Source organism: Cupriavidus malaysiensis (genome assembly GCF_001854325.1).
GTDB lineage: Bacteria > Pseudomonadota > Gammaproteobacteria > Burkholderiales > Burkholderiaceae > Cupriavidus > Cupriavidus malaysiensis.
In genome coordinates, this window is the sequence record NZ_CP017754.1 from 902,907 (window position 1) to 927,162 (window position 24,256).

Annotated in this window: 21 protein-coding genes; 19 read left to right on the forward strand and 2 right to left on the reverse strand. The window is 68.3% G+C overall.

What is annotated here, in order from left to right; translation table 11 throughout:
* The first annotated feature begins 14 nt into the window (after positions 1–14).
* The 12 genes from BKK80_RS03935 (at position 15) to BKK80_RS03990 (ending at position 12,102) form a co-directional block, all read left to right on the forward strand.
* Positions 15–431, forward strand: a complete 417-nt coding sequence (locus BKK80_RS03935) for a gamma-butyrobetaine hydroxylase family protein (RefSeq protein ID WP_071010969.1) — start codon at positions 15–17, stop codon at positions 429–431.
* A gap of 31 nt (positions 432–462) precedes the next feature.
* Positions 463–1,194: a bifunctional demethylmenaquinone methyltransferase/2-methoxy-6-polyprenyl-1,4-benzoquinol methylase UbiE gene (gene ubiE / locus BKK80_RS03940; protein ID WP_071010971.1), complete on the forward strand. Its 732-nt coding sequence runs from the start codon at positions 463–465 to the stop codon at positions 1,192–1,194.
* A 44-nt stretch (positions 1,195–1,238) separates the two neighbouring features.
* Positions 1,239–2,234: a Tim44 domain-containing protein gene (locus BKK80_RS03945; RefSeq protein ID WP_205683711.1), complete on the forward strand. Its 996-nt coding sequence runs from the start codon at positions 1,239–1,241 to the stop codon at positions 2,232–2,234.
* Between the two features lie 213 nt (positions 2,235–2,447).
* Positions 2,448–3,116, forward strand: a complete 669-nt coding sequence (locus BKK80_RS03950; RefSeq protein ID WP_071068612.1) for a ubiquinone biosynthesis accessory factor UbiJ — start codon at positions 2,448–2,450, stop codon at positions 3,114–3,116.
* Positions 3,117–3,183: 67 nt separating this feature from the next.
* Positions 3,184–4,761, forward strand: coding sequence for a ubiquinone biosynthesis regulatory protein kinase UbiB (gene ubiB, locus BKK80_RS03955; RefSeq protein WP_071010974.1), 1,578 nt, complete (start codon positions 3,184–3,186; stop codon positions 4,759–4,761).
* A gap of 290 nt (positions 4,762–5,051) precedes the next feature.
* Positions 5,052–6,488, forward strand: coding sequence for a high affinity choline transporter 1 (locus tag BKK80_RS03960; protein ID WP_071010975.1), 1,437 nt, complete (start codon positions 5,052–5,054; stop codon positions 6,486–6,488).
* Between the two features lie 228 nt (positions 6,489–6,716).
* Positions 6,717–7,058: an FmdB family zinc ribbon protein gene (locus tag BKK80_RS03965; protein WP_071010977.1), complete on the forward strand. Its 342-nt coding sequence runs from the start codon at positions 6,717–6,719 to the stop codon at positions 7,056–7,058.
* A 13-nt stretch (positions 7,059–7,071) separates the two neighbouring features.
* Positions 7,072–7,785: a DUF502 domain-containing protein gene (locus tag BKK80_RS03970; RefSeq protein ID WP_071010979.1), complete on the forward strand. Its 714-nt coding sequence runs from the start codon at positions 7,072–7,074 to the stop codon at positions 7,783–7,785.
* Between the two features lie 43 nt (positions 7,786–7,828).
* Positions 7,829–9,634, forward strand: coding sequence for an aspartate--tRNA ligase (aspS, locus tag BKK80_RS03975; RefSeq protein ID WP_071010980.1), 1,806 nt, complete (start codon positions 7,829–7,831; stop codon positions 9,632–9,634).
* Between the two features lie 200 nt (positions 9,635–9,834).
* Positions 9,835–10,761, forward strand: coding sequence for a hypothetical protein (locus BKK80_RS03980; RefSeq protein WP_071068613.1), 927 nt, complete (start codon positions 9,835–9,837; stop codon positions 10,759–10,761).
* Positions 10,762–10,879: 118 nt separating this feature from the next.
* Complete coding sequence (gene nudB, locus BKK80_RS03985; protein WP_071010983.1) at positions 10,880–11,338, forward strand: dihydroneopterin triphosphate diphosphatase; 459 nt, start codon at positions 10,880–10,882, stop codon at positions 11,336–11,338.
* Positions 11,338–12,102 (forward strand): endonuclease/exonuclease/phosphatase family protein, encoded by a 765-nt coding sequence (locus BKK80_RS03990; RefSeq protein ID WP_071010985.1) that lies wholly within the window; start codon positions 11,338–11,340, stop codon positions 12,100–12,102. Before nudB ends, BKK80_RS03990 begins: the two co-directional genes overlap by 1 nt.
* A 45-nt stretch (positions 12,103–12,147) precedes the next feature.
* Here the strand turns inward: BKK80_RS03990 and mobB are convergent, their stop codons facing one another.
* Complete coding sequence (gene mobB / locus BKK80_RS03995; protein WP_071010987.1) at positions 12,148–12,672, reverse strand: molybdopterin-guanine dinucleotide biosynthesis protein B; 525 nt, start codon at positions 12,670–12,672, stop codon at positions 12,148–12,150.
* A gap of 109 nt (positions 12,673–12,781) precedes the next feature.
* Between mobB and clsB the strand changes: the two genes are divergently transcribed.
* From clsB to BKK80_RS04030, 7 genes are all read left to right on the forward strand, one after another.
* Positions 12,782–14,092: a cardiolipin synthase ClsB gene (gene clsB / locus BKK80_RS04000; protein ID WP_071038467.1), complete on the forward strand. Its 1,311-nt coding sequence runs from the start codon at positions 12,782–12,784 to the stop codon at positions 14,090–14,092.
* A 321-nt stretch (positions 14,093–14,413) separates the two neighbouring features.
* Positions 14,414–15,004, forward strand: a complete 591-nt coding sequence (locus BKK80_RS04005; RefSeq protein ID WP_071037517.1) for a TetR/AcrR family transcriptional regulator — start codon at positions 14,414–14,416, stop codon at positions 15,002–15,004.
* Between the two features lie 73 nt (positions 15,005–15,077).
* On the forward strand, positions 15,078–16,865 hold the full coding sequence (locus tag BKK80_RS04010) for an acyl-CoA dehydrogenase C-terminal domain-containing protein (RefSeq protein WP_071010990.1): 1,788 nt from the start codon (positions 15,078–15,080) through the stop codon (positions 16,863–16,865).
* A 248-nt stretch (positions 16,866–17,113) separates the two neighbouring features.
* Entirely contained in the window at positions 17,114–19,540 is a 2,427-nt protein-coding gene (locus tag BKK80_RS04015) for a 3-hydroxyacyl-CoA dehydrogenase/enoyl-CoA hydratase family protein (RefSeq protein ID WP_071068614.1), read from the forward strand.
* Between the two features lie 20 nt (positions 19,541–19,560).
* Positions 19,561–20,760: an acetyl-CoA C-acyltransferase gene (locus BKK80_RS04020; protein ID WP_071016059.1), complete on the forward strand. Its 1,200-nt coding sequence runs from the start codon at positions 19,561–19,563 to the stop codon at positions 20,758–20,760.
* A gap of 329 nt (positions 20,761–21,089) precedes the next feature.
* Positions 21,090–21,866, forward strand: a complete 777-nt coding sequence (locus BKK80_RS04025) for an enoyl-CoA hydratase (protein ID WP_071010993.1) — start codon at positions 21,090–21,092, stop codon at positions 21,864–21,866.
* 299 nt (positions 21,867–22,165) lie between these two features.
* Positions 22,166–23,734 (forward strand): class I adenylate-forming enzyme family protein, encoded by a 1,569-nt coding sequence (locus BKK80_RS04030; RefSeq protein WP_071010994.1) that lies wholly within the window; start codon positions 22,166–22,168, stop codon positions 23,732–23,734.
* Between the two features lie 102 nt (positions 23,735–23,836).
* On the opposite strand, the gene BKK80_RS04035 is transcribed toward BKK80_RS04030, so the two are convergent.
* Positions 23,837–24,241, reverse strand: a complete 405-nt coding sequence (locus BKK80_RS04035) for an acyl-CoA thioesterase (protein WP_071010996.1) — start codon at positions 24,239–24,241, stop codon at positions 23,837–23,839.
* Positions 24,242–24,256: the final 15 nt, after the last annotated feature.

Consider the following 24,256-nt stretch of genomic DNA (forward strand, 5'->3'; position numbering starts at 1 on the left):
CCGCGCCAATCATCATGGCAGGCCTAGAGAAAGACACTCCCCATCCCACGGCGCTGACCGTCCACACCCAGTCCCGCGTGCTGGAGATCGGTTTCGACAACGGCCGCGCCTTCCGCCTGCCGTTCGAGCTGCTGCGCGTCTACTCGCCCTCGGCGGAGGTGCAGGGGCATGGTCCCGGACAGGAAGTGCTGCAGACCGGCAAGCGCGAGGTCGGCATCGACGCGGTGGAGCCGGTGGGCAACTACGCGGTGCTGATCCGCTTCAGCGACGGCCACGATACCGGCATCTATTCCTGGGAGCTGCTGTACCGCCTGGGCGACCAGCAGGAATCGCTGTGGCTGGCCTACCTGGATCGCCTGGCCGCGGCCGGCGCCGATCGCGACACCCCGATGCCGGCGGCTGCCGGCCACGCCTGCGGCCACCACCACTGAGCCGCATCCGCATTCCCCTGGAGTCAGATATATGAGCGAGACCCACTTCGGGTTCGAGAAGGTCGACGAGGCCGAGAAGGCCGGCAAGGTGGCCGGCGTCTTCCACTCGGTGGCCAGCAAGTACGACGTGATGAACGACTTGATGTCGGGTGGGCTGCACCGGCTGTGGAAGACGTTCACCATCGCCCAGGCCGCGGTGCGGCCCGGGTACAAGGTGCTGGACATCGCCGGCGGCACCGGCGACCTGGCGCGGGCCTTTGCCCGCCAGGCCGGTCCCGCCGGCGAGGTCTGGCTGACCGACATCAATGAATCGATGCTGCGCGTCGGCCGTGACCGCCTGCTCGACAAGGGCGTGATGACGCCGGTCTGCCTGTGCGACGCCGAGCGCATTCCTTTCCCGGACAACTATTTCGACGTGGTCACGGTGGCCTTCGGCCTGCGCAACATGACGCACAAGGATGCCGCGCTGGCCGAGATGCGCCGCGTGGTCAAGCCGGGCGGCAAGGTCATGGTGCTGGAGTTCTCCAAGGTATGGAAGCCGCTGGAGAAGGTCTACGATGTCTATTCGTTCAAGGTGCTCCCCTGGCTGGGCGAACGCATCGCCGGGGATGCCCCCAGCTATCGCTACCTGGCTGAATCGATCAGAATGCATCCAGACCAGGATTCACTTGTACGTTTAATGGAACAAGCGGGCCTGGAGAAGGTCGAATACTTCAATCTGACGGCAGGAGTCGTGGCGCTCCACGTCGGGCGAAAGTACTGATCTATCACTTTTTGCTCGCGATGCGCGAATATATTGGGGGATAAATGAAGAAGTCGTCGCTTTACGGGAAATTCCTGGCGGGGTCGCTGGTTGCCGTGCTGGCATTCAGCACCACGTTCGACGCGGAAGCCAAGCGTCTGGGCGGCTCGCGCAGCGTGGGTAAGCAGTCTTCCAATGTGACGCAGCGCCAGCAGCAGGCTCCGGCCCAGCAGACGCCGCCGGCCCAGCAACCGGCGCAGCAGCCCGGCCAGCAGGCGGCACCGGCCACGGCCGGCGCTGCCGCCGCAGCCGCCGCCGCAGCCAAGCCCAAGCGCAACTGGGGCGGCATCCTGGGCGGCATCGCCGCGGGCCTGGGCATCGGCTGGCTGTTGTCGCACTTCGGCCTCGGCGGCGCGGCGCTGAGCTTCCTGTCCAACCTGATCCTGATCGCGCTGGCCGCCTTCGTCGTGATCTGGCTGATCCGCAAGTTCCGTGGCGGCGCCAGCCGTCAGCAGCCGGCCTACGCCGGCGCGGGCGGCCCGGCGGGCGGCTTCGGTGGCGAGCCCACGCTGCGCCAGCAGGAAGCGGCCCCGTCGCCGGCTTCCGTAGCTGCACCGGCAGCGGCTGCCACGGCAGCCGCTGCGACCACCGCAGCCAACGCGGTCTCGGCCGGCCAGCCCTGGGGCGTGCCGGCGGACTTCGACACCGAGGCCTTCCTGCGTAACGCCAAGGTGCACTTCGTCCGCCTGCAGGCGGCCTGGGATGCCGGCAACCTCGATGACATCCGCGAGTTCACCACGCCGGAAATGTTCGCCGAGATCAAGATGGACCTGAGCGAGCGCGGCGGCGAGTCGAACAAGACCGACGTCGTCACGCTCGAGGCGCGCATGCTGGGCATCGAATCGACGGACACGCAGCACATTGCCAGCGTCGAGTTCGCCGGCATGATCCGCGAGCGCGCGGGCGATCCGGCCCAGCCGTTCACCGAAGTCTGGAACCTCGCCAAGCCGACCACCGGCAGCGGCGGCTGGCTGCTGGCCGGTATCCAGCAGGCATCCTGAGCGGCTTTGCCGCCTCTGCGACGGCGACTGGCTTAGAATGGAGGCCCACGCGAAGGCGTGGGCCTTTTTGTTTCCGGCTTGCCTGGCCGGCTCGCCGTTGCCGTTGCCGCTGCCGTTGCTGTCCTGCAGGCGCCGACGCGGACCGGACGCACGGCATCCGGCAATCCAGTATCCGGCCGTACCCAGCCGTACCCAGCATTCTCTTCCACCGCCATGAGCCAACTTCCCACCCCCCTGGCCTCGCCCGCGATCACGGCACTGAACCACCTGCTGGCACAGGAGCCTTGGGCCCAGCGCATGCTCGCGCCGGCGGCCGGGCGTGTGATCCGCTTCGATGCCGCGGCGTTCACGCTGGGGCTGCGCGTGACCGACGAAGGCCTGGTCGAGGTGGCGGCAGCCGATGCCGAGCCGTCGGTGACCCTGAGCGTGCCGTTGCAGCAATGGCCGCTGGTGGCGGGCGATATCTCGTCGGGCGGTCAGGCGGCGGCGATGAAGCACGTGCGCATCGAGGGCGATGCCGAGCTGGCCAACACCGTGTCGACGCTGGCGCGCAGCCTGCGCTGGGATGCTGCCGAGGATCTGGCGCGCGCGCTGCGCGGCGTGCTCGGCGGCGTGGCGGGCGACAGCCTGGCGCAGCGCCTGGTCGACGGCGCGCGCCGGGCCCACGCGCACGCCGACGGTGTGCGGCGTGCGATGGTGGAAAATGTGACCGAATATCTGCTGGACGAGCGTCCCCTGCTCGTGCGCCATGCCGCGCTCGATACCTTCGGTGCCGAGGTGGCGGCCTTGCGCAATGACCTGGCGCGGCTGGAGAAGCGCCTGGAGAAGCTAGAGCCCGGCAGCGGCATGGGCCCGCGGGCACTGCCGTCGGCGCACCGCTGATGCCCGTGCGCCATACCGCCTCGACCGGCCCCCGGCCGGCCTACCTCCTGCTCCTGACTACCCCTGCATGACCCGTTTCCTGCGCCTCTGCAAGATCGTCTTCGTCGTCCTCTACTACGGGCTCGACGAACTCGTGCTGTCCGGCTTCAAGAGCCGCCGCATCCGCTTCCTGGTCAAGATCATCACCATCGGGCGCCGCCTGGATGCGCCGCGCGGCGAGCGCCTGCGGCTGGCCCTGACGCGGCTGGGCCCGATCTTCGTCAAGTTCGGCCAGGTGCTGTCGACCCGCCGCGACCTGATGCCGCAGGACATTGCCGATGAACTCGCCAAGCTGCAGGACCAGGTGCCGCCCTTCGACCCGGCGCTGGCCGTGAAGATCGTCGAGCGCTCGCTGGGCCGGCCGTTGGCGGAGCTGTTCGAGCAATTCGAGCAGCAGCCGGTGGCCAGCGCGTCGATTGCCCAGGTGCACTTCGCCAAGCTCAAGGGCGGGCCGAACCATGGGCGCGAAGTGGCGGTCAAGGTGCTGCGCCCGGGCATGCTGCCGGTGATCGACAGCGACCTGGCGCTGATGCGCGACGTCGCCACCTGGCTCGAGCGGCTCTGGGCCGACGGCAAGCGCCTCAAGCCGCGCGAGGTGGTGGCCGAGTTCGACAAGTACCTGCACGACGAACTCGACCTGATGATCGAGGCGGCCAACGCCAGCCAGCTGCGCCGCAATTTCTCCCAGACCAATCTGCTGCTGGTGCCCGAGGTGTTCTGGGACTGGTGCAGCAGCGAGGTGTTCGTGATGGAGCGCATGCATGGCATCCCCATCTCGCGCACCGAGGCCCTGCGCGCGGCCGGCGTCGACATGCACAAGCTGGCGGAGGAGGGCGTCGAGATCTTCTTCACCCAGGTGTTCCGCGACGGTTTCTTCCATGCCGACATGCACCCGGGCAATATCCTCGTCTCGGTCCAGCCGGAGACCTTCGGCCGCTATATCGCCCTCGACTTCGGCATCGTCGGCGCGCTCTCCGAATTCGACAAGAACTACCTGGCGCAGAACTTCATCGCCTTCTTCCGGCGTGACTACCACCGCGTGGCGCTGCTGCATGTGGAATCGGGCTGGGTGCCGCCGGAGACACGCGTGGAGGAGCTCGAGAGTGCCGTGCGCGCCTGCTGCGAGCCGTATTTCGACAAGCCGCTCAAGGAAATCTCGCTGGGCATGGTGCTGATGCGCCTGTTCCAGACCTCGCGCCGCTTCAATGTGGAGATCCAGCCGCAGCTGGTGCTGCTGCAGAAGACCCTGCTCAATATCGAAGGGCTGGGGCGCCAGCTCGATCCCGACCTCGACCTGTGGAAGACCGCCAAGCCCTTCCTCGAACGCTGGATGCACGAACAGGTGGGCTGGAAGGGGGCGTGGGAGCGTATCCAGATCGAGGCGCCGCAATGGGCCAAGATGCTGCCCGACTTCCCCCGCCTGGTACATCAGTTCCTGGAGCGGCGCGCGCTCACCAGCGAGGCCGGGCAGGAGAAGCTGCTGGCGGCGCTGCTGCAGGAACAGCGCCGTACCAACCGGCTGGTCGGTGTGGCCGTGCTGCTGCTCGGCGGCTTCGTGGCCGGCGTGGTGCTGACCCAGCTGTTGTCGCTGGCCGGCTACTGGTAGCCGCGGTGCCGCGCGGGCCGCTGTCGCGCCGCCGGCACAGGCCGTGGCCGGAACGCCACGCGCAGGCCTGCCGAATCTCCCGGACCCCTGGTTTTTTCTCCCGAGCGGGCCGGCGTCGCTATAATCCGCGTTTTGATTCGGCTACGACCGCAGGCAGGCGCAATCCCCAGGCGGCCCCGACCGATGAATTGGACTCCGGCGGAGTGGAGCCGGCCAGCAGCCGCTGGCGGCCGCCCGACCCGGCATTCGGTTTCTCGCCAACAGGGCATCTCTGGGCATAGGGCGGCGTCATGCTGATCTGGTTCGTCATCATCTACTGGGTAATCTCGGTCGGCATCGGCCTGTGGGCGGCGCTGCGCGTGCGCAACACCACGGACTTCGCGGTCGCCGGCCGCAGCCTGCCGTTCTACATCGTCACCGCCACCGTCTTCGCCACCTGGTTCGGCTCCGAGACGGTGCTGGGCATCCCCGCCGTGTTCCTGCGCGAGGGCTTGTCCGGCGTCGTGTCCGACCCCTTCGGTTCCTCGCTGTGCCTGATCCTGGTGGGCCTGTTCTTTGCCCGGCCGCTGTACCGGATGAACCTGCTGACCATCGGCGACTACTATCACAACCGCTACGGGCGGCTCGCCGAGGTCTTGACCACGCTGTGCATCGTGGTGTCCTACCTGGGCTGGGTGGCGGCGCAGATCAAGGCGCTCGGGCTGGTCTTCTTCACCGTCTCGGACGGCGCGCTGTCGCAGGAGGCCGGCATGATGATCGGCGCCGCCAGCGTGCTGGTCTACACGCTGTTCGGTGGCATGTGGTCGGTCGCGGTAACCGACTTCATCCAGATGATCATCATCGTGGTCGGCATGCTCTACATCGGCTACGAGGTCAGCGGCCAGGCCGGTGGCGTGGCGGCGGTGGTGTCGCACGCGGCGGCGGCCGGCAAGTTCGAGTTCCTGCCCTCGCTCGACCTGCTGCAGATCATCGGCTTCGCCGCGGCGCTGTTCACCATGATGCTGGGCTCCATTCCCCAGCAGGACGTGTTCCAGCGGGTCACCTCCTCGCGTACCGAGCAGATCGCCGGCCGCGCATCGGTGCTGGGCGGCGTGCTGTACTTCTGCTTTGCCTTCGTGCCGATGTTCCTGGCTTACTCGGCCACGCTGATCGACCCGCAGATGGTGGAGAAGTACATCAACGCCGATTCGCAGCTGATCCTGCCGCAACTGATCCTGCAGCATGCGCCGATGTTCGCCCAGGTGATGTTCTTCGGCGCGCTGCTGTCGGCCATCAAGAGCTGCGCCTCGGCTACCCTGCTGGCGCCCTCGGTGACGTTCGCCGAGAACATCCTGCGTCCGTACTTCCGCCATCTCGACGACCGCCGCTTCCTGCGCGTGATGCAGGCCGTGGTGCTGGGGTTCACCACGCTGGTGACGCTGTTCGCGCTCAACTCGCACCTGTCCATCTTCCACATGGTGGAGAACGCCTACAAGGTGACCCTGGTCTCGTCCTTCGTGCCGCTGGCCTTCGGCCTGTTCTGGAAGCCGGCCACGCGCCAGGGCGGCCTGGCCGCGATCCTGCTGGGGCTGGCGTCCTGGCTGGTGTGCGAGGTGTCCTTCGCCGACGCGGCCGTGCCGCCGCAGCTGGTGGGGCTGCTGTTCTCGGTCGGCGGCATGGTGCTGGGCTCGCTGCTGCCGCAGTGGATCGGCGACCATCCGCGCGTGAAGGAAGTGCATATCGCCTGATTCGGCCGGCATCGCGTCGGCCGGCGGCGATGCCGGAAGACGGTGCGCGCGGCCGAAGGGGCTTAGCAGGCGCCTTGTCCCCCCTCTTTTCCCCGGGCCAGCTTTCCCGCGAACGGTTTATAATTCAAGGCTTTGCATCGCCGGTTGCCGTGTCCCCGGGCATCGATCCGCCTTCGCGGCACCGGGGTTTGCCGGAATTCCACCCCAGTCTTTCACCATAGAGCCACCATGCCGATCTATGCCTACCGTTGCGACGCCTGCGGCCACGGGCGCGATGTGCTGCAGAAAATGAGCGATGCTCCGCTTACCGACTGCCCTTCGTGCGGTGCGAGCGGCACATTCAAGAAGCAGCTGACCGCGGCCGGCTTCCAGCTGAAAGGCTCGGGCTGGTACGTGACCGATTTCCGTGGCGGCAGCGGCGGTACCAGTGCGCCGGCCAGCTCGTCGACGTCCGCCGCTTCCTCGTCATCCGACGCGGGCGCGGCATCCTCTGCCGGCGCCGGTTCGGACTCGGCGGCCAGCACGCCGGCCGCCTCGGGCGGTTGCGGCAGCGCCTGTGCCTGCCACTGAGCCCAGGTAAGCCGTGGCGAGCAACAAGACGTCGGCCCTGAAGACCTGGTTCCTGACCGGGCTGCTGGTGCTGGTACCGCTGGGCATCACCCTGTGGGTGCTGAACCTCGTCATCAGCACCATGGACCAGAGCCTGGCGCTGCTGCCGCTGTCCTGGCGGCCCGATCGCCTGATCGGCTGGCGCGTGCCCGGGCTGGGCGCGATCCTGACGCTGCTGTTCATTCTGCTGGTGGGCATGCTGGCCCACAACTTCATCGGCCAGCGCCTGGTGCGCTGGTGGGAAGCCCTGCTGCGCCACATTCCCGTGGTCGGCCCCATCTACACGAGCGTCAAGCAGGTCTCGGATACCTTGCTGTCGTCTTCCGGCAATGCCTTCCGCAAGGCGCTGCTGGTGCAGTACCCGCGCGAAGGCTCGTGGACCATCGCCTTCCTGACCGGCCGGCCGGGCGGCGACGTGCAGAACCACCTGCAGGGCGAATACGTGAGCGTCTACGTGCCCACCACGCCCAACCCGACCTCGGGCTTCTTCCTGATGATGCCCAAGGCCGACACCATCGAACTCGACATGACCGTCGATGCCGCGCTCAAGTACATCGTTTCGATGGGCGTGGTGGCACCGGCCGACCTGCCGCGCAAGCACGGTGGCGGCGCCCGCGCCGCCGATGCCGCGGCACCGGCGCATGCCAGGCCGGCCGAAGAAGCGGCCGACCCTTCGCACACCAATTGACCGCGGCCGCCCGGGGCGGCCGCGACATTCCAGGGATCCTTTTATGTCCTCCATGCGTACTCACTACTGCGGTCTGGTGACCGAACAACTGATCGGCCAGGAAGTGGCCCTGACCGGCTGGGTGCAGCGCCGCCGCGACCACGGTGGCGTGATCTTCATCGACCTGCGCGACCGCGAAGGCCTGGTGCAGGTCGTGTGCGACCCCGACCGTCCCGAGATGTTCAAGGTCGCGGAAGAGATCCGCAATGAGTTCTGCATCCGTATCACCGGCAAGGTGCGCGCCCGTCCGGACGGTACCGAGAACAGCAACCTGACCTCGGGCAAGATCGAGGTGCTGTGCCACGAACTGGCCGTGCTGAACCCGTCGGTCACGCCCCCGTTCCAGCTCGATGACGACAACCTGTCCGAGACCACGCGCCTGACGCACCGCGTGCTGGACCTGCGCCGCCCGCAGATGCAGTACAACCTGCGCCTGCGCTACAAGGTGGCGATGGAAGTGCGCAAGTACCTCGATGCCCAGGGCTTCATCGACATCGAGACGCCGATGCTGGGCAAGAGCACGCCGGAAGGCGCGCGCGACTACCTGGTGCCGTCGCGCGTCAACCCGGGCCACTTCTTCGCGCTGCCGCAGTCGCCGCAGCTGTTCAAGCAGATGCTGATGGTGTCGGGCTTCGACCGCTACTACCAGATCACCAAGTGCTTCCGCGACGAAGACCTGCGCGCCGACCGCCAGCCCGAGTTCACGCAGATCGACTGCGAGACCTCCTTCCTGACCGAGCAGGACATCCGCGACATGTTCGAGAACATGATCCGCACCGTGTTCAAGAACACCATGTCGGTGGACCTGGATGCCAAGTTCCCGGTGATGGAGTTCCGCGAGGCCATGGCCCGCTTCGGCTCGGACAAGCCGGACCTGCGTGTCAAGCTCGAATTCACCGAGCTGACGGACGTGATGAAGGACGTCGACTTCAAGGTCTTCTCCGGCCCGGCCAACGCCGAAGGCGGCCGCGTGGTGGCGCTGCGCGTGCCGGGCGGCGCCCAGATCAGCCGCAGCGAGATCGATGCCTATACCCAGTTCGTCGCCATCTACGGTGCCAAGGGCCTGGCCTGGATCAAGGTCAACGAACTGGCCAAGGGCCGTGACGGCCTGCAGTCGCCGATCGTCAAGAACCTGCATGACGCGGCCATCGCCGAGATCCTGAAGCGCACCGGCGCCCAGGACGGCGACGTGATCTTCTTCGGCGCCGACAAGGCCAAGGTCGTCAACGACGCCATCGGCGCGCTGCGCCTGAAGATCGGCCACTCCGAGTTCGGCAAGTCCAGCGGCCTGTTCGAGGACGCCTGGAAGCCGCTGTGGGTGGTGGACTTCCCGATGTTCGAGTACGACGAGGAAGACGCGCGCTGGGTGGCCATGCACCACCCGTTCACCAGCCCGAAGGACGAGCACCTCGAGTACCTGGAGACCGACCCGGGCAAGTGCCTGGCCAAGGCCTACGACATGGTGCTCAACGGCTGGGAGATCGGTGGCGGTTCGGTGCGTATCTTCCGCGCCGACGTGCAGAGCAAGGTGTTCCGCGCGCTCAAGATCAACGACGAGGAAGCCCGCGTCAAGTTCGGCTACCTGCTGGATGCGCTGCAATACGGTGCGCCCCCGCACGGCGGCATCGCCTTCGGCCTGGACCGCATCGTGACCATGATGGCCGGCGCCGACTCGATCCGTGACGTGATCGCCTTCCCGAAGACCCAGCGTGCCCAGGACCTGCTGACCCAGGCCCCGAGCGCGGTCGACGAGAAGCAATTGCGCGAACTGCACATCCGCCTGCGCCAGGCCGAGCCGAAGGCCGGCTGAGCCACGGCGGCATCACGCCGGGCAGGGAAAGGCCGCGCACAAGCGCGGCTTTTTTTTCGCGTGGTGCCGGGCGCTTGGTTTCCAATTGTTACTGTCCGGAACGAAGCGCCGCGCCGCCGTGTCCTTCTGCTTCAGGCACATGCCGTGGGCCCGCGACGAGGCTGCGGGCGGTGCCGCGACGACTGTTGGGAGGACTGCTCGTGAACCTGGATGTTGAACTGATCCGCCAGTTCCTGCTGGCCCATGCCGAGACCTTGCTGGCCTGGCTGGCGGCGGGGCTGGCGATGCTGCTGCTGGCGCGTTTCGAACTGCGGCGCGCCGTGCGCCGCGCCACCCAGGCCATGGCCGAATCGGTGGCCACCACGGTGGCCGCCTGCGTGCCGGATATCGCCCATGCCGTGCGCGGCGATGAGGGCAACGGCGCGGCCGCGCCGGTCGAGGCCCAGCGTGCCGAGGCCCTGCGCCGCGTGGCGCTGGATACCGTGGCGACGGTGATGGCGCGCGAACGCTGGCTGGGCGACCTGGGCAATCTGCGCCTGCCCGACGAGGCGCTGCTGGCCGGCCGCCGCGGCGCCGGCGCGGATCCGCTGCTGGTGGTGGCGCCGCAGCCCGTGGTCCAGGCCTACCTGGCGGCGCAACGCGTGTTCGAGGAAGAAGCCGCCGCGCTGCAGGCGATGCGGCGCGAGGCCCAGGCCCTGCAGGACAGCGTCCAGGCACTGGCTGGCGAGGCCGAGCGCATCGACCAGGAGACCGCTGCCATCGTGCTGCGTTTCGAGCAGGCCAACGCGCAGGCGGCGGGCGCAGACGGGGGCGACTACCAGCGCCTGCTGATCCAGAAGTACAACGCGCTCGGCCTGCGCGAGAAGGAGGTGGCCCAGCAGCGTGGCCGGTGCCGGCAGCAGGCCCATGACAGCGCCGAGACGCTGGCCCGGCGGGCTGTCGAGGGCGCCCGCCGCTACGGGTGGGAACTGCTGCCGCTGATGGAGCAACTGCGCGCGGCCTGGGGGCATGGCGATACGCCGGCCGTGTTCGATACCTGGCTGGGCGAGCCGCCCGCCGTGCCGTCCACCTCGCCGTCCGCCGCGTCGTCCGCCGCGTCGTCAGCGCGCGGCGACGCCGCCGCCTGATGCGCGGCGCCGCGCCAGGCCTGGAAAGCCGGCGGATCCGCCCGAATTTTCCTGGCGCGGTGGCCCATCTGGGGTAAGCTTAGGTTCGCTGTCGCCCGCCGTCGCTGCCGCATCTCCCATGTCCTACAAGATTCCCGAATCCGTACTCGTTGTCATTCACACCCCCGATCTCCAGGTGCTGCTGCTGGAGCGGGCCGACCGGCCGGGTTTCTGGCAGTCCGTGACCGGCAGCCTGGATGCCGTGGACGAGCCGCTGGCCGGGACGGCGGCGCGCGAGGTGGCGGAAGAGACGGGCATCGTGGCCAGCGAGCATGTGCTCACGGACTGGCACCACACCATCGAATACGAGATCTATCCACAGTGGCGCCATCGCTATGCCCCGGGCGTCACCCGCAACACGGAGCATTGGTTCGGCCTGTGCGTGGCGCGGCCGCTGGAACCGAAGCTGGCGCCGCGCGAGCACCTGCAGTGGCAATGGCTGCCCTGGGAGCAGGCCGCCGAGCGCTGCTTCTCGCGCAGCAATGCGGAAGCGGTGCGCCAGCTGGCCTGGCGCGTGGCGCCGTGCGGAGCTGCTTGATGAAGCTGCGCGTCGTCACTTACAACATCCACAAGGGCGTGACGGGCATCGCGCGCCGGCCGCGCATCCAGAACGTGCGCGACGGCTTGCAGGCCATGGATGCCGACATCGTGTTCCTGCAGGAGGTGCAGGACCGCAACGACCGCCTGGTCGCGGCGGCGCTGTTCGATCCCGACCACACGCAGCTCAACTACCTGGCCACCGACGCCTATCCGCACGCGGTCTACGGACGCAACGCGGTCTACGACCATGGCCACCACGGCAACGCCATCCTGTCGCGCCATCCGATCCTGATGTCGGAAAACCTCGACATCTCCGACCATCGCTTCGAGCAGCGCGGCCTGCTGCATGCGGTGGCGGACGTCAACGGCATCGAGGCGCACCTGATCTGCGTGCACTTCGGCCTGTTCGCCCGCAGCCGCGCGCGCCAGGCCGAGGCGCTGGTGGAGCGGGTGCGCAAGGTGGTGCCGCGCGAGGCGCCGCTGGTGATCGCCGGCGATTTCAATGACTGGAACCACCGGCTCGATGCCAGCATCTGCTCCACCCTCGGCGTGCTGGAGGCCTCGCACGCGCGCGGCGCCCGCCTGCACACCTTTCCCAGCCACATGCCCTGGTGGCAGCTCGATCGCATCTACGTGCGCGGCTTCCACATCGAGCGGGCCGCCGCCCTGACCGGGCGCGACTGGGCCCAGCGTTCCGACCATGTGCCGCTGGTGGCCGAACTGGCCCGCGGTGGCGATCCCGGGCTGGCGGACGCGGCCTGACAGGATGCGGTGCCACGCCTTGCCGGGCGTGCCTTGGCGGATGTTTCAGTCCGGCTGCGGCCAGGGCGTGGCGTGGGCGCGGACCAGGGCGCAGATGCCGTCGATGTCCGCCAGGTCCAGCACCGGCAGTGCGGTGAGGGTACCCACTTCGGCCACGGCGTCGCTGGCTACCGCGATCACGCCAGGCGTGTCCGGCCAAAGCGGTGGCCGCCCGTGGGCGGGGCGGAAGACCTCCAGCTTGGGGATGCCGCTGCGCTTGTAGCCTTCCACCAGCACCAGGTCGATGTCGGCGGGCAGCACGGCCAGGGCATCGGCCAGCTCCGGCGACGGGTGGTCCTCGGGATAGCGGCGCAGCAGCGTCAGGTGGCGCGCGCCGACCAGGACCACGTTTTCGCAGCCGGCTTCGCGCATGCGCCAGGAGTCCTTGCCCGGCGTATCCGGATCGAAGCCGTGATGGGTGTGCTTGACGCCCGCCACGCGCAGGCCGGCGCCGACCAGGCGCGCGATCAGTTGGTCGAGCAGGGTGGTCTTGCCGCTGCCGGACGTGCCGGCGATGCCGAATACCTTCAAGATGCGTTCCGTGGGGGCGTGGTCGAATGATCCCGACGATAGCAGATTGCGGCCGCGCGGCGCATCCCGCGCCCTGGCCTGCGGCGCCGGCGTGGCCGATAATCACCGCATGTCACGGATAACCAACCCGGCCGGCCCGGCGCGGCCGGAAGTCAAGGCGACGGCGTTCGCGCCCGGTGCCCATGGCCGCCCGGCCGGCCCGCTGCGCTCGGAGTGGCGCCGCGGCCGGCCCGTGGGGGGCAACCACGTGCGTTTGCTGCACGGCGGTGCCGAGTTCTTCCCGGCGCTGATCGGCGCCATCGACCGTGCCCTGTTCTCGGTGGCGCTGGAGACCTATATCTATGCGGACGATGCCGTCGGCGCGGCGGTGACCGACGCGCTGGTGCGTGCCGCGCAGCGCGGCGTGGACGTGCGCGTGGCGGTCGACGGCTTCGGCGCCGGCGACATGCCGGCCACGCTGGCGGCAAGGCTGCGCGAGGCCGGCGCCGGCTTCCGCATCTATCGGCCGCTGCGCGGTTTCCGCCTGGCGCGGCGCCACCTGAGGCGGCTGCACCGCAAGCTGGCGGTGATCGATGGCCGCATCGGCTTCGTCGGCGGCATCAATATCATCGACGACCATAACCACGGCCCGATGGACGACGCCGGCCTGGGGCCACGCTACGATTTCGCGGTGGCGGTGGAAGGGCCGCTGGTCGACCAGATCGCCCTGACCACCGAGCGGCTCTGGTGGCAGCTGTCGCTGCGCGACGAGATGCAGATGGTCGGCCTGGCCGGCGCCGCCGCCGAGTTCCCGCTGCTCACCGACCTGCCGCCGGCCCAGCGCCAGGACAGCGCGGGCAGCATGCGCGCGGCGCTGCTGCTGCGCGACAACCTGCGCAACCGCCGCGCCATCGAGCGCGCCTACCTGCAGGCGCTTGGCGCCGCGCGCCGCGATGTCGTCCTTGCCAACGCCTACTTCCTGCCGGGACACAAGCTGCGCCGCGCGCTGCTGTCGTGCCGGCGCCGCGGCGTGCGCGTGCGGCTGCTGCTGCAGGGCAGGGTGGAATACCGCCTGCAGCACTACGCCACCCATGCGCTGTACGCGACGCTGCTGGAGGCGGGCGTGGAGATCCACGAGTACGACGACAGCTTCCTGCACGCCAAGGTGGCCGTGGTCGACGACACCTGGGCCACCGTCGGCTCCAGCAATATGGACCCGTTCAGCCTGCTGCTCGCGCGCGAGGCCAACGTGGCGGTGTACGATGCCGGCTTCTGCGCCGGGCTGCGTGCCGAACTGGAACATGCCATCTCGCAGCGCAGCGTGCCGGTGCGCGCCGACGCGCATGCCAGGCGCTCGCCGCTGCGCCGGCTGGTCAACTGGGCTTCCTACCTGGTGCTCCGGCTCGGTGTCATGATCGCCGGCGTGACCGGCCGCTACTGAGTCTTGCTGCTCTGCCGCATGCACCACCGCAAGCCCTTGCGCGGCAGTCCTGTCGGCCATGCTGCGGCGCGCTCCGTTTAGAAACGGTGATCTAATTAATTGCTTGCTGCCGGACGGGCCCATTCACAATAATCTGAACGACCGTTCTTTTTTGGCTTAGACTGCGTGCATTCGCGGCTGCCAGGGCAGCCGCAAGGTCAACGTCAGATCAACGTCAGATACGTGGCATGCAGCGTGCTGCCACGCAAAAGAACGGAGAAATCAATCATGCGACACCAGTCAGCCCGTCTCGAATCCGCCGCTTCCGCCTCGCCCGCGCCCATGCGCAAGGGCGAGCTGACGCGCGCGGCCATTCTGGACGCCGCACTGGAACTGTCGTCCCGCGACGGGCTCGAAGGGCTGACCATCGGCCTGCTCGCGGAACGCATGCAGATGAGCAAGAGCGGCGTTTTCGCGCATTTCGGTTCGCGCGAAGACCTGCAGGTGGAAGTGGTGCGCGAGTATCACCGCCGGTTCGAGCAGGAGGTGTTCTATCCCTCCCTGCAGGAGCCGCGCGGCCTGCCGCGCCTGTGGTCGATGGTTCGCCGGTGGATGGAAAAGCGCATCCAGGAAGTGACCACCGGCTGCATCTACATCAGCGGCGCGGTCGAATATGACGACCGTGCGGGCAGTCCGGTACGTGACGAACTCGTCAAGAGCGTCACCATCTGGCGCGCCGCGCTGACGCGCGCCATCGCCCAGGCCAAGGAAGAGGGGCACCTGCGTGCGGATTGCGATCCGCGCCTGATGCTGTTCGAGATGTACAGCCTTGAACTAGGCTTGCATCATGACGCCCGCTTCCTGCGCCTGCCTGACAGCGCCGAACTTGCCATGGTCGCGTTGAACAAGCTGATCCAGTCGTACCGTACCTGAGGCCGCCGCGGCGTTCCGTGCCCACCATGCGCACGGTCGGCTCGGCGGCATCACAACCTCGAAGGAGTCTTTGATGGGCCAGTACACCGCACCGTTGCGCGACATGCAGTTCGTGCTCCATGAATTGCTCGGCGTGGAAGCCGAACTCAAGGCGATGCCGCCGCACGCCGACATCGACGCGGATACCATCAACCAGGTGCTCGAGGAAGCGGGCAAGTTCTGCTCCGAGGTCATCTTCCCGCTCAACCAGAGCGGCGACCGCGAAGGCTGCACCTACGTCGGCGACGGCGTGGTGCGCGCGCCCAAGGGATTCAAGGAAGCCTACCGGCAGTATGTCGAGGCCGGCTGGCCGGCGCTGGGCTGCGATCCGCAGTACGGCGGCCAGGGCCTGCCCATCCTGGTCAACAATGCGCTGTACGAGATGCTGAACTCGGCCAACCAGGCCTGGACCATGTATCCCGGCCTGTCGCATGGCGCCTACGAGGCCCTGCACGCGCACGGCACGCCCGAACTGCAGCAGCGCTACCTGCCCAAGCTGGTCTCCGGCGAGTGGACCGGCACCATGTGCCTGACCGAGCCGCACTGCGGCACCGACCTGGGCATCCTGCGCACCAAGGCCGAACCGGCCGCCGACGGCTCCTATCGCCTGACCGGCACCAAGATCTTCATCTCGGCCGGCGAGCACGACCTGTCCGAGAACATCATCCACCTGGTGCTGGCGCGCCTGCCGGACGCGCCGCAGGGTACCAAGGGCATCTCGCTGTTCGTGGTGCCCAAGTTCATCCCCGACGCCGACGGCAAGCCGGGCCAGCGCAACGGCATCCAGTGCGGCTCGATCGAGCACAAGATGGGCATCCACGGCAACGCCACCTGCGTGATGAACCTGGACGGTGCGCAGGGCTGGATGGTGGGCGAGCCCAACAAGGGCCTGAACGCCATGTTCGTGATGATGAACGCGGCCCGCCTGGGCGTGGGCATGCAGGGCCTGGGCCTGACCGAGGTGGCCTACCAGAATTCGCTGGCCTACGCCAAGGACCGCCTGCAGATGCGCGCGCTGACCGGTCCCAAGGCGCCGGACAAGCCGGCCGACCCCATCATCGTGCATCCGGACGTGCGCCGCATGCTGCTGACGCAGAAGGCCTACGCCGAAGGCGGCCGCGCCTTCAGCTACTGGGCCGCGCTGCAGATCGACCGCGAACTGTCGCACCCGGACGAGGCCGTGCGCAAGCAGGCCGCCGACCTGGTGGCGCTGCTGACGCCGGTGATCAAGGCTTTCCTGACCGACAACGCCTTCACCGCCACCAACGAGGGCATGCAGGTGTTCGGCGGCCACGGCTACATCTCCGAATGGGGCATGGAGCAGCACGTGCGCGACGCCCGTATCAACATGATCTACGAGGGCACCAACACGATCCAGGCGCTCGACTTGCTGGGCCGCAAGATCCTGGGCGACATGGGCGCCAAGATGAAGGCCTTCGGCAAGATCGTGCAGGACTTCGTCGAGGCCGAAGGCACCAACGAAGCCATGCAGGAGTTCGTCAACCCGCTGGCCGACCTGGGCGACAAGGTGCAGAAGCTGACCATGGAAATCGGCATGAAGGCGATGGGCAACGCCGACGAAGTGGGCGCCGCCGCCGTGCCTTACCTGCGCGTGGTGGGCCACCTGGTGTTCTCGTACTTCTGGGCACGCATGGCCAAGATCGCGCTGGAGAAGGAAGCCGGCGGCGACAAGTTCTACACGTCCAAGCTGGCCACCGCACGGTTCTACTTCGCCAGGCTGCTGCCGGAAACGGCCGCCGAGATCCGCAAGGCGCGCGCCGGTTCGGCCACGCTGATGGCGCTGGACGCCGACCTGTTCTGAGGCGGCGCGGCCCGAGGCGGGAGTTCCTCGCCAGCGCGGGTTTGCTCCCCTCTCCCATGCAATGGGAGAGGGGCCGGGGGTGAGGGCCGGCGGTGCTTGTTGCGATCACGCATGGTCCAGCGCCTGCCCTCACCCCCAACCCCTCTCCCGCAAGCGGGAGAGGGGAGCCGCCAAGCAGGGTACCCGCCGCCAGCCATCGTCTCAGCCACCCCCACACACCTCCAACGCTCACCTCCCAAGGAGCGCGCATGTCCAATTTCATCGTCAAGAAAGTCGCCGTGCTCGGTGCCGGCGTCATGGGCGCGCAGATCGCCGCCCACCTCGTCAACGCGCGCGTGCCAGTCGTGCTGTTCGACCTGCCTGCCAAGGAAGGTCCCAAGAACGGCATCGCGCTGCGTGCCATCGACAACCTCAAGAAGCTGTCTCCCGCCCCGCTGGGCATCAAGGACGAAGCCGGCCTGATCCGCCCCGCCAACTACGAGGACGATCTCGCCCTGCTGGGTGAATGCGACCTGGTCATCGAGGCGATCGCCGAGCGCATGGACTGGAAGCACGACCTGTACAAGAAGGTACAGGGCGCGCTGGCGCCGCATGCGATCTTCGCCACCAACACCTCGGGCCTGTCGATCACGGCGCTGTCCGAAGGCTTCGACGCCGGCCTCAAGGCGCGCTTCTGCGGCGTGCACTTCTTCAACCCGCCGCGCTACATGCACCTGGTGGAGCTGATTCCGACCGCCACTACGCAGCCGGAGATCCTGGACCACCTGGAAGCCTTCCTGACCACCACGCTGGGCAAGGGCGTGGTGCGAGCCAAGGACACGCCCAACTTCATCGCCAACCGCGTTGGCATCTTCTCCATCCTGGCGGTGTTCGCCGAGGCCGAGAAGTACGGCATTCCCTTCGATGTGGTCGATGACCTGACCGGTTCCAAGCTGGGCCGCGCCAAGTCGGCAACCTTCCGCACCGCCGATGTGGTGGGCCTGGACACCATGGCCCACGTGATCAAGACCATGCAGGACAACCTGCAGGATGATCCTTTCGCACCGGTGTACAAGACCCCGGCCGTGCTCAAGGGCCTGGTCGATGCCGGCGCGCTCGGCCAGAAGACCGGCGCCGGTTTCTACAAGAAGGACGGCAAGGCCATCAAGGTGCTCGACGCCAAGACCGGCCAGTACGTCGACTCGGGCAAGAAGGCAGACGAGATCGTGGTGCGCATGCTGAAGAAGGAGCCGGCCGAGCGCATCAAGCTGCTGCGTGAATCGTCCAATCCGCAGGCGCAGTTCCTGTGGAGCGTGTTCCGCGACGTGTTCCACTACATCGCGGTCTACCTCGAGCAGATCGCCGGTTCCGCCGCCGACGTCGACCTGGCGATCCGCTGGGGCTTCGGCTGGAGCAGCGGACCCTTCGAGGACTGGCAGGCGGCCGGCTGGAAGCAGGTGGCCGAATGGGTCAAGGAAGACGTCGAGGGCGGCAAGGCGCTGTCCAAGGCACCGCTGCCGGCCTGGGTGTTCGAAGGTCCGGTGGCCGAGGCGCAGGGCGTGCATACCGCGGCAGGCTCCTGGGCGCCCGCCACGCACTCCTTCGCCGCGCGCAGCGCACTGCCGGTGTACCAGCGCCAGCTGTTCCGTGCCGCGCTGAAGGGCTCGGCGGCGCTCGACCCGCGCCAGGCCGGCCGTACCGTCGAGGAGAACGACGCCGCGCGCATCTGGGTGGCCGAAGGCCAGGATGACGTGCTGGTGATCTCGTTCAAGAGCAAGATGAACACCATCGGACCGGACGTGATCGACGCGCTGACGCGCGCCGTCGACCTGGCCGAAGCCGGGTACAAGGGCCTGGTGGTATGGCAGCCGACCTCGCTGCAGCTGGGCGCGCCCGGCGGCCCGTTCTCCGCCGGCGCCAACCTGGAGGCGGCCATGCCGGCCTTCATGATGGGCGGTGCCAAGGGCATCGAGCCCTTCGTCAAGAAGTTCCAGGACGGCATGATGCGCGTCAAGTACGCACAGGTGCCGGTGGTGTCGGCGGCTTCCGGCATCGCGCTGGGCGGCGGCTGCGAGCTGATGCTGCATTCGGCACGGCGCGTGGTGGCGCTCGAGACCTACATCGGCCTGGTGGAGGTCGGCGTGGGCCTGGTGCCGGCCGGCGGCGGTCTCAAGGAAGCGGCGCTGGCGGCTGCGCGCGCGGCGCAGGCAGCCGGCAGCACCAACCTGCTGCAGTTCCTCACCAATCGCTTCCAGGCGGCGGCCATGGCCAAGGTCTCCGCGTCGGCGCTCGACGCGCGCAAGATCGGCTACCTGCAGGAATCCGATCCCGTCGTGTTCAACGTGCACGAGTTGCTGCACGTCGCGCTGCAGCAGGTGCGCGCGCTGGCCGACGCCGGCTACCGTCCGCCGGTGGCGGGCGCGCTGGTGCCGGTGGCGGGCCGCTCGGGCATCGCCACCATCAAGGCCTCGCTGGTGAACCTGCGCGACGGCGGCTTTATCTCGGCCCACGATTTCCTGATCGCCAGCCGGATCGCCGAAGCGGTGTGCGGCGGTGACGTCGAGGCGGGTTCGCTGGTCAGCGAGGAATGGCTGCTGGCGCTGGAGCGCCGCGCCTTCGTCGACCTGCTGGGCACGGCCAAGACGCAGGAACGCATCATGGGCATGCTGCAGACCGGCAAGCCGGTGCGCAACTAACAGGCAAGCGAGGAACCGAGATCATGAAACAACTGCAAGACGCCTACATCGTCGCCGCGACCCGCTCGCCGATCGGCAAGGCCCCCAAGGGCATGTTCAAGAACACCCGTCCCGACGACCTGCTGGCCACCGTGCTGAGGGCCGCCGTGGCCCAGGTGCCGGGACTCGATCCCGCGCTGATCGAAGACGCCATCGTCGGCTGCGCCATTCCCGAGGCGCAGCAGGGCCTGAACGTGGCGCGCATCGGCGCGCTGCTGTCCGGCCTGCCCAATACCGTGGGCGGCATCACCGTCAACCGCTTCTGTGCCTCCGGCGTCAGCGCGGTGGCGATGGCGGCCGACCGCATCCGCGTCGGCGAATCGGACGTGATGATCGCCGCCGGCGTGGAATCGATGAGCATGGTGCCGATGATGGGCAACACGCCGTCGATGTCGCCGGCCATCTTCACCCGCGACGAGAACGTCGGCATTGCCTATGGCATGGGCCTGACCGCCGAGAAGGTGGCGCAGCAGTGGAAGGTCAGCCGGGAGGACCAGGATGCCTTCTCGCTGGCTTCGCACCAGAAGGCCGTCAAGGCACAGCAGGCTGGCGAGTTCGCCGACGAGATCACCCCGATCGAGATCAGCGAGCGATTCCCCGACCTGGCCAGCGGCGAGATCACGGTCAAGAACCGCACCGTCGCGCTGGACGAAGGCCCGCGTCCCGACACCTCGCTCGAAGGCCTGGCCAAGCTGCGCCCGGTGTTCGCCAACAAGGGCAGCGTCACCGCCGGTAACAGCTCGCAGACCTCCGACGGCGCCGGCGCGCTGATCCTGGTCTCCGAGAAGATCCTCAAGCAGTTCAACCTGGTGCCGCTGGCCCGCTTCGTCTCCTTCGCGGTGCGCGGCGTGCCGCCGGAGATCATGGGCATCGGCCCCAAGGAAGCGATCCCCGCCGCGCTGAAGGCCGCCGGCCTGACCCAGGACCAGATCGACTGGATCGAACTGAACGAAGCCTTTGCCGCGCAGTCGCTGGCGGTGATGCGCGACCTGCAGCTGGATCCGGCCAAGGTCAATCCGATGGGCGGCGCCATTGCGCTGGGCCACCCGCTCGGCGCCACCGGGGCGATCCGCTCGGCCACCGTGGTGCATGCGCTGCGCCGCCACCAGCTGAAGTACGGTATGGTCACGATGTGCGTGGGCACCGGCATGGGTGCCGCGGGAATCTTCGAGCGCGTCTGAACGCGCCACGCGGGGCCGGGGCTGCTGCGGCCCCTCTCCCTGTCAGGCGAAGAAAGGCAGTGCCTCGGCCGGCAGCGTTCCGGCCGGCAGTGCCTTGCCGCCCGCCGGGCGGTTCACCGGACGGAAGGGGAGACGAGACGAAGGAGACGGTCATCCTGGCGGATGCGGCCTGCGACATGCCGCGCGCGCTGTTCGACACGCTCGGGGTTGGCACGGTGCGAAGGCCTTCGGGCTGAGCTATCTTTCCTTTCCGAGGATCCACCGCCGCTGGACTGAGCGCGGCGGACCCCGGCCACCGCAACACAGACGACGAGAGAGACAAGACAAGCATGAGTATCCAGACCCGAATCGAACAGGGCGTGCTGACCATCGCCTTCGACCGCGCCGACAAGAAGAATGCCATCACCGCAGCGATGTACCAGGCGATGGCCGACGCGCTGCGCGAGGCCGAAGGCGATCCGGCCGTGCGCGCCATCCTGTTCTGCGGCAAACCGGAGATCTTCACCGCGGGCAACGACCTGGAAGACTTCGCACAGCGCCCGCCGGTGGACGGCGCGGACGCGGCCGAGGCCCCGGTGTTCCAGTTCCTGTACCAGATCAGCCATGCCAGCAAGCCGCTGCTGGCTGCCGTGAGCGGTCCCGCAGTGGGCGTGGGCACCACCATGCTGCTGCACTGCGATTTCGTCTACGCCTCCGAGACGGCCAGGCTGTCGCTGCCCTTCGCGCAGCTCGGCCTGTGCCCGGAGGCGGCTTCCAGCCTGCTGCTGCCGCGCCTGCTCGGCTACCAGCGCGCGGCCGAGAAGCTGATGCTGGGCGAGGCGTTCGATGCGGAAGAGGCTTATCGCATCGGCCTGGTCACGCGCGTGCTGCCGGTGGGCGAGCTGGAGGCCTTCGCGCGCAAGCAGGCCGCCAGGCTGGCCGCGCTGCCGGCCTCCTCGCTGCGCGAGACCAAGCGCTTGATGAAGGGCGGCGATATGGCCGCCGTGGAGGCGAGGATGGCCGAGGAGGGGGCGGTGTTCCGCCGCCTGCTGCAGTCGCCCGAGGCGAAGGAAGCCTTCGCAGCCTTCTTCGAGCGCCGCAAGCCGGACTTCACTCGCTTCCAGTGAGGGCCGGGGCAGCCCCTTTGCGCTGCCCCGGTGCGATGTTCCGTTTCTTCCTGGGCGCCGGGCTCGCCGCGCGACCGGCCGATCCGACCAGTCATTCCTGAACCGGTCGGAACCGGTCGGCGCCGGCGACGGTCCTGCTGCCGTGCCGGCACCGCTGCGCCCTGCAGCGATGGCGCAGCTGTGGTAAAAAACCAGTTTCGCGGCCGGGTTTCCCGGCCGCGAAGCATGCCGGAAAACGATACGAACGACGGCAGCAGCGGCGCCGGCCGGCGCCGCCGCGGAACCACCCAGGAGACAAGATGACGACGGCAGCCAGCCTGCTAGAGCAGGCCTTTACCCCGGTCACCGACATGATCCGGCAGTACGCGGTCGAGCGTGCGGCACATCCCGCGCTGATCCTCGACGAGCGGCGCGTGAGCTATGCGGAACTGGACGCGATGACGGATCGCTTCGCCGCTTCGTTGCAGCGCGACGGCTTCGGCCCCGGCGATGCGATCGCCCTGTGCGCGGCTGGCTCGATCGATTACGCCGTGGCCTTCCTCGGCAGCCTGCGCGCCGGGGTCGCCGTGGCGCCGCTGGCGCCATCGTCCACCGCCGCCGGCCTGCTCGGCATGATCGGCAACGCGCAGGCACGACTGCTGTTCCTGGATGCCGAGGTCTCGGCGGCGCTGGCGCCGCACGCGGAGCAGCTGCGCAAGCTCGGCACGCGCCGCGTGCGCCTGGACAGCGGCGCCGCGCCGTCCGAAGCGCCGCTGGCCGACTGGCTGGCCGGCCCCGGGGCCCGTCCTCAGCCGGTGGCGATCCAGCCCGAATGGCCGTTCAACATCATCTATTCCTCCGGCACCACGGGCACGCCCAAGGGCATCGTGCAGTCGCATGGCATGCGCTGGTCGTACGCCAAGCGCGCCGGCGGCGCGGTCTACAGCCCGGAGGCCGTGACGCTGGTGTCCACGCCGCTGTACTCCAACACCACGCTGGTGAGCTTCTTCCCGGCCCTGACCTTCGGCGGCACCGTGGTGCTGATGCCCAAGTTCGATGCCAAGCGCTACCTGGACCTGGCGCAGCAGCACCGCGTCACCCACAGCATGCTGGTGCCGGTGCAATACCAGCGCCTGATGGCGCATCCCGATTTCGACCGCTACGACCTGTCCTCCTTCCAGGCCAAGTTCTGCACCAGCTCGCCGTTCGCCGCCAAGGTCAAGGCCGACGTGCTGCGCCGCTGGCCGGGCCGCCTGACCGAGTACTACGGCATGACCGAAGGCGGCGGCTCGTGCGAACTGCGCGCCCATGACTTCCCGGACAAGCTGCACACCGTGGGCCGGCCGGTCGAGGGCCACGACATCCGCCTGATCGACGACCAGGGCCGCGAGGTGCCGCACGGGGAGGCCGGCGAAGTGGTCGGCCACTCGGCCACCATGATGAGCGGCTACCACCGCGAGCCGGGCAAGACCGCCGACGCGGAGTGGTACGACCCCGCCGGCAAGCGCTTCATCCGCACCGGCGACATGGGTCGCTTCGATGCCGACGGCTTCCTCACGCTGCTGGACCGCAAGAAGGACATGATCATCTCGGGCGGCTTCAACGTGTATCCGAGCGATCTCGAGTCGGAGTTGCGCGAACACCCGGACGTCGGCGACGTCGCGGTGGTCGGCGTGCCTTCCGACGCCTGGGGAGAGACGCCGGTCGGTTTCGTGGTGGCGCGCGAAGGCGCGGGTGCCTCCGAGGCGGAACTGCTGTCCTGGATCAATGCCCGGCTGGGCAAGACGCAGCGGCTGGCCGCGCTGCACTATGTCGAGTCGCTGCCGCGCAGCGCGATCGGCAAGGTGCTCAAGCGGGAGTTGCGGGACGGCTATGGCAAGCGTTTGTGATCTGCCCGCAGCGGGCATCACGCAAAGGGCGCCGGGCGGCGCCCTTTTTTCCGCGCCGGGCACGGCAGGCGCGGCCTGCCGATGGCCCGGCGGACGGCCGCGTCACGGCATCGGCAGGACCCGGGGCTGGCGTTCTTCATCCGTCGCCACGTAGGTCAGCGTCGCCTCCGTCACCTTGACGATCTCGTTGCTGTGGCGCATGCGCTGCGCGTAGACCTCGACCGAGACCGTGATCGAGGTGCGCCCGGTCTTGACGATGTCGGCATAGAAGCTCACCAGGTCGCCGACGAAGACCGGATGCTTGAACAGGAAGCTGTTGACCGCCACCGTGGCCACGCGGCCCTGGGCGCGCTCCACCGCGGGGATGGAGCCGGCGATGTCGACCTGGGACATGATCCAGCCGCCGAACACGTCGCCGTGGACATTGGCGTCGGCGGGCATCGGGACGACGCGCAGCGCGGGGTTCTTGCCTGCCGGCAGTGCAGGGACGACGTGGGAATGGCTCATGATGCTGGAATCGGG

Excerpts from the sequence above, each read along its gene's own strand:
- BKK80_RS04015 (WP_071068614.1), top strand. The coding sequence starts at position 17,114 with ATGTCCAATTTCATCGTCAAGAAAGTCGCCGTGCTCGGTGCCGGCGTC.
- BKK80_RS04025 (WP_071010993.1), top strand. The coding sequence starts at position 21,090 with ATGAGTATCCAGACCCGAATCGAACAGGGCGTGCTGACCATCGCCTTC.
- clsB (WP_071038467.1), top strand. The coding sequence starts at position 12,782 with ATGTCACGGATAACCAACCCGGCCGGCCCGGCGCGGCCGGAAGTCAAG.
- BKK80_RS03945 (WP_205683711.1), top strand. The coding sequence starts at position 1,239 with ATGAAGAAGTCGTCGCTTTACGGGAAATTCCTGGCGGGGTCGCTGGTT.
- BKK80_RS03960 (WP_071010975.1), top strand. The coding sequence starts at position 5,052 with ATGCTGATCTGGTTCGTCATCATCTACTGGGTAATCTCGGTCGGCATC.
- BKK80_RS03990 (WP_071010985.1), top strand. The coding sequence starts at position 11,338 with ATGAAGCTGCGCGTCGTCACTTACAACATCCACAAGGGCGTGACGGGC.
- nudB (WP_071010983.1), top strand. The coding sequence starts at position 10,880 with ATGTCCTACAAGATTCCCGAATCCGTACTCGTTGTCATTCACACCCCC.
- ubiB (WP_071010974.1), top strand. The coding sequence starts at position 3,184 with ATGACCCGTTTCCTGCGCCTCTGCAAGATCGTCTTCGTCGTCCTCTAC.
- BKK80_RS03965 (WP_071010977.1), top strand. The coding sequence starts at position 6,717 with ATGCCGATCTATGCCTACCGTTGCGACGCCTGCGGCCACGGGCGCGAT.
- BKK80_RS03935 (WP_071010969.1), top strand. The coding sequence starts at position 15 with ATGGCAGGCCTAGAGAAAGACACTCCCCATCCCACGGCGCTGACCGTC.
- ubiE (WP_071010971.1), top strand. The coding sequence starts at position 463 with ATGAGCGAGACCCACTTCGGGTTCGAGAAGGTCGACGAGGCCGAGAAG.
- BKK80_RS03950 (WP_071068612.1), top strand. The coding sequence starts at position 2,448 with ATGAGCCAACTTCCCACCCCCCTGGCCTCGCCCGCGATCACGGCACTG.
- BKK80_RS04030 (WP_071010994.1), top strand. The coding sequence starts at position 22,166 with ATGACGACGGCAGCCAGCCTGCTAGAGCAGGCCTTTACCCCGGTCACC.
- BKK80_RS04035 (WP_071010996.1), bottom strand. The coding sequence starts at position 24,241 with ATGAGCCATTCCCACGTCGTCCCTGCACTGCCGGCAGGCAAGAACCCC.
- BKK80_RS04005 (WP_071037517.1), top strand. The coding sequence starts at position 14,414 with ATGCGCAAGGGCGAGCTGACGCGCGCGGCCATTCTGGACGCCGCACTG.
- aspS (WP_071010980.1), top strand. The coding sequence starts at position 7,829 with ATGTCCTCCATGCGTACTCACTACTGCGGTCTGGTGACCGAACAACTG.
- BKK80_RS04010 (WP_071010990.1), top strand. The coding sequence starts at position 15,078 with ATGGGCCAGTACACCGCACCGTTGCGCGACATGCAGTTCGTGCTCCAT.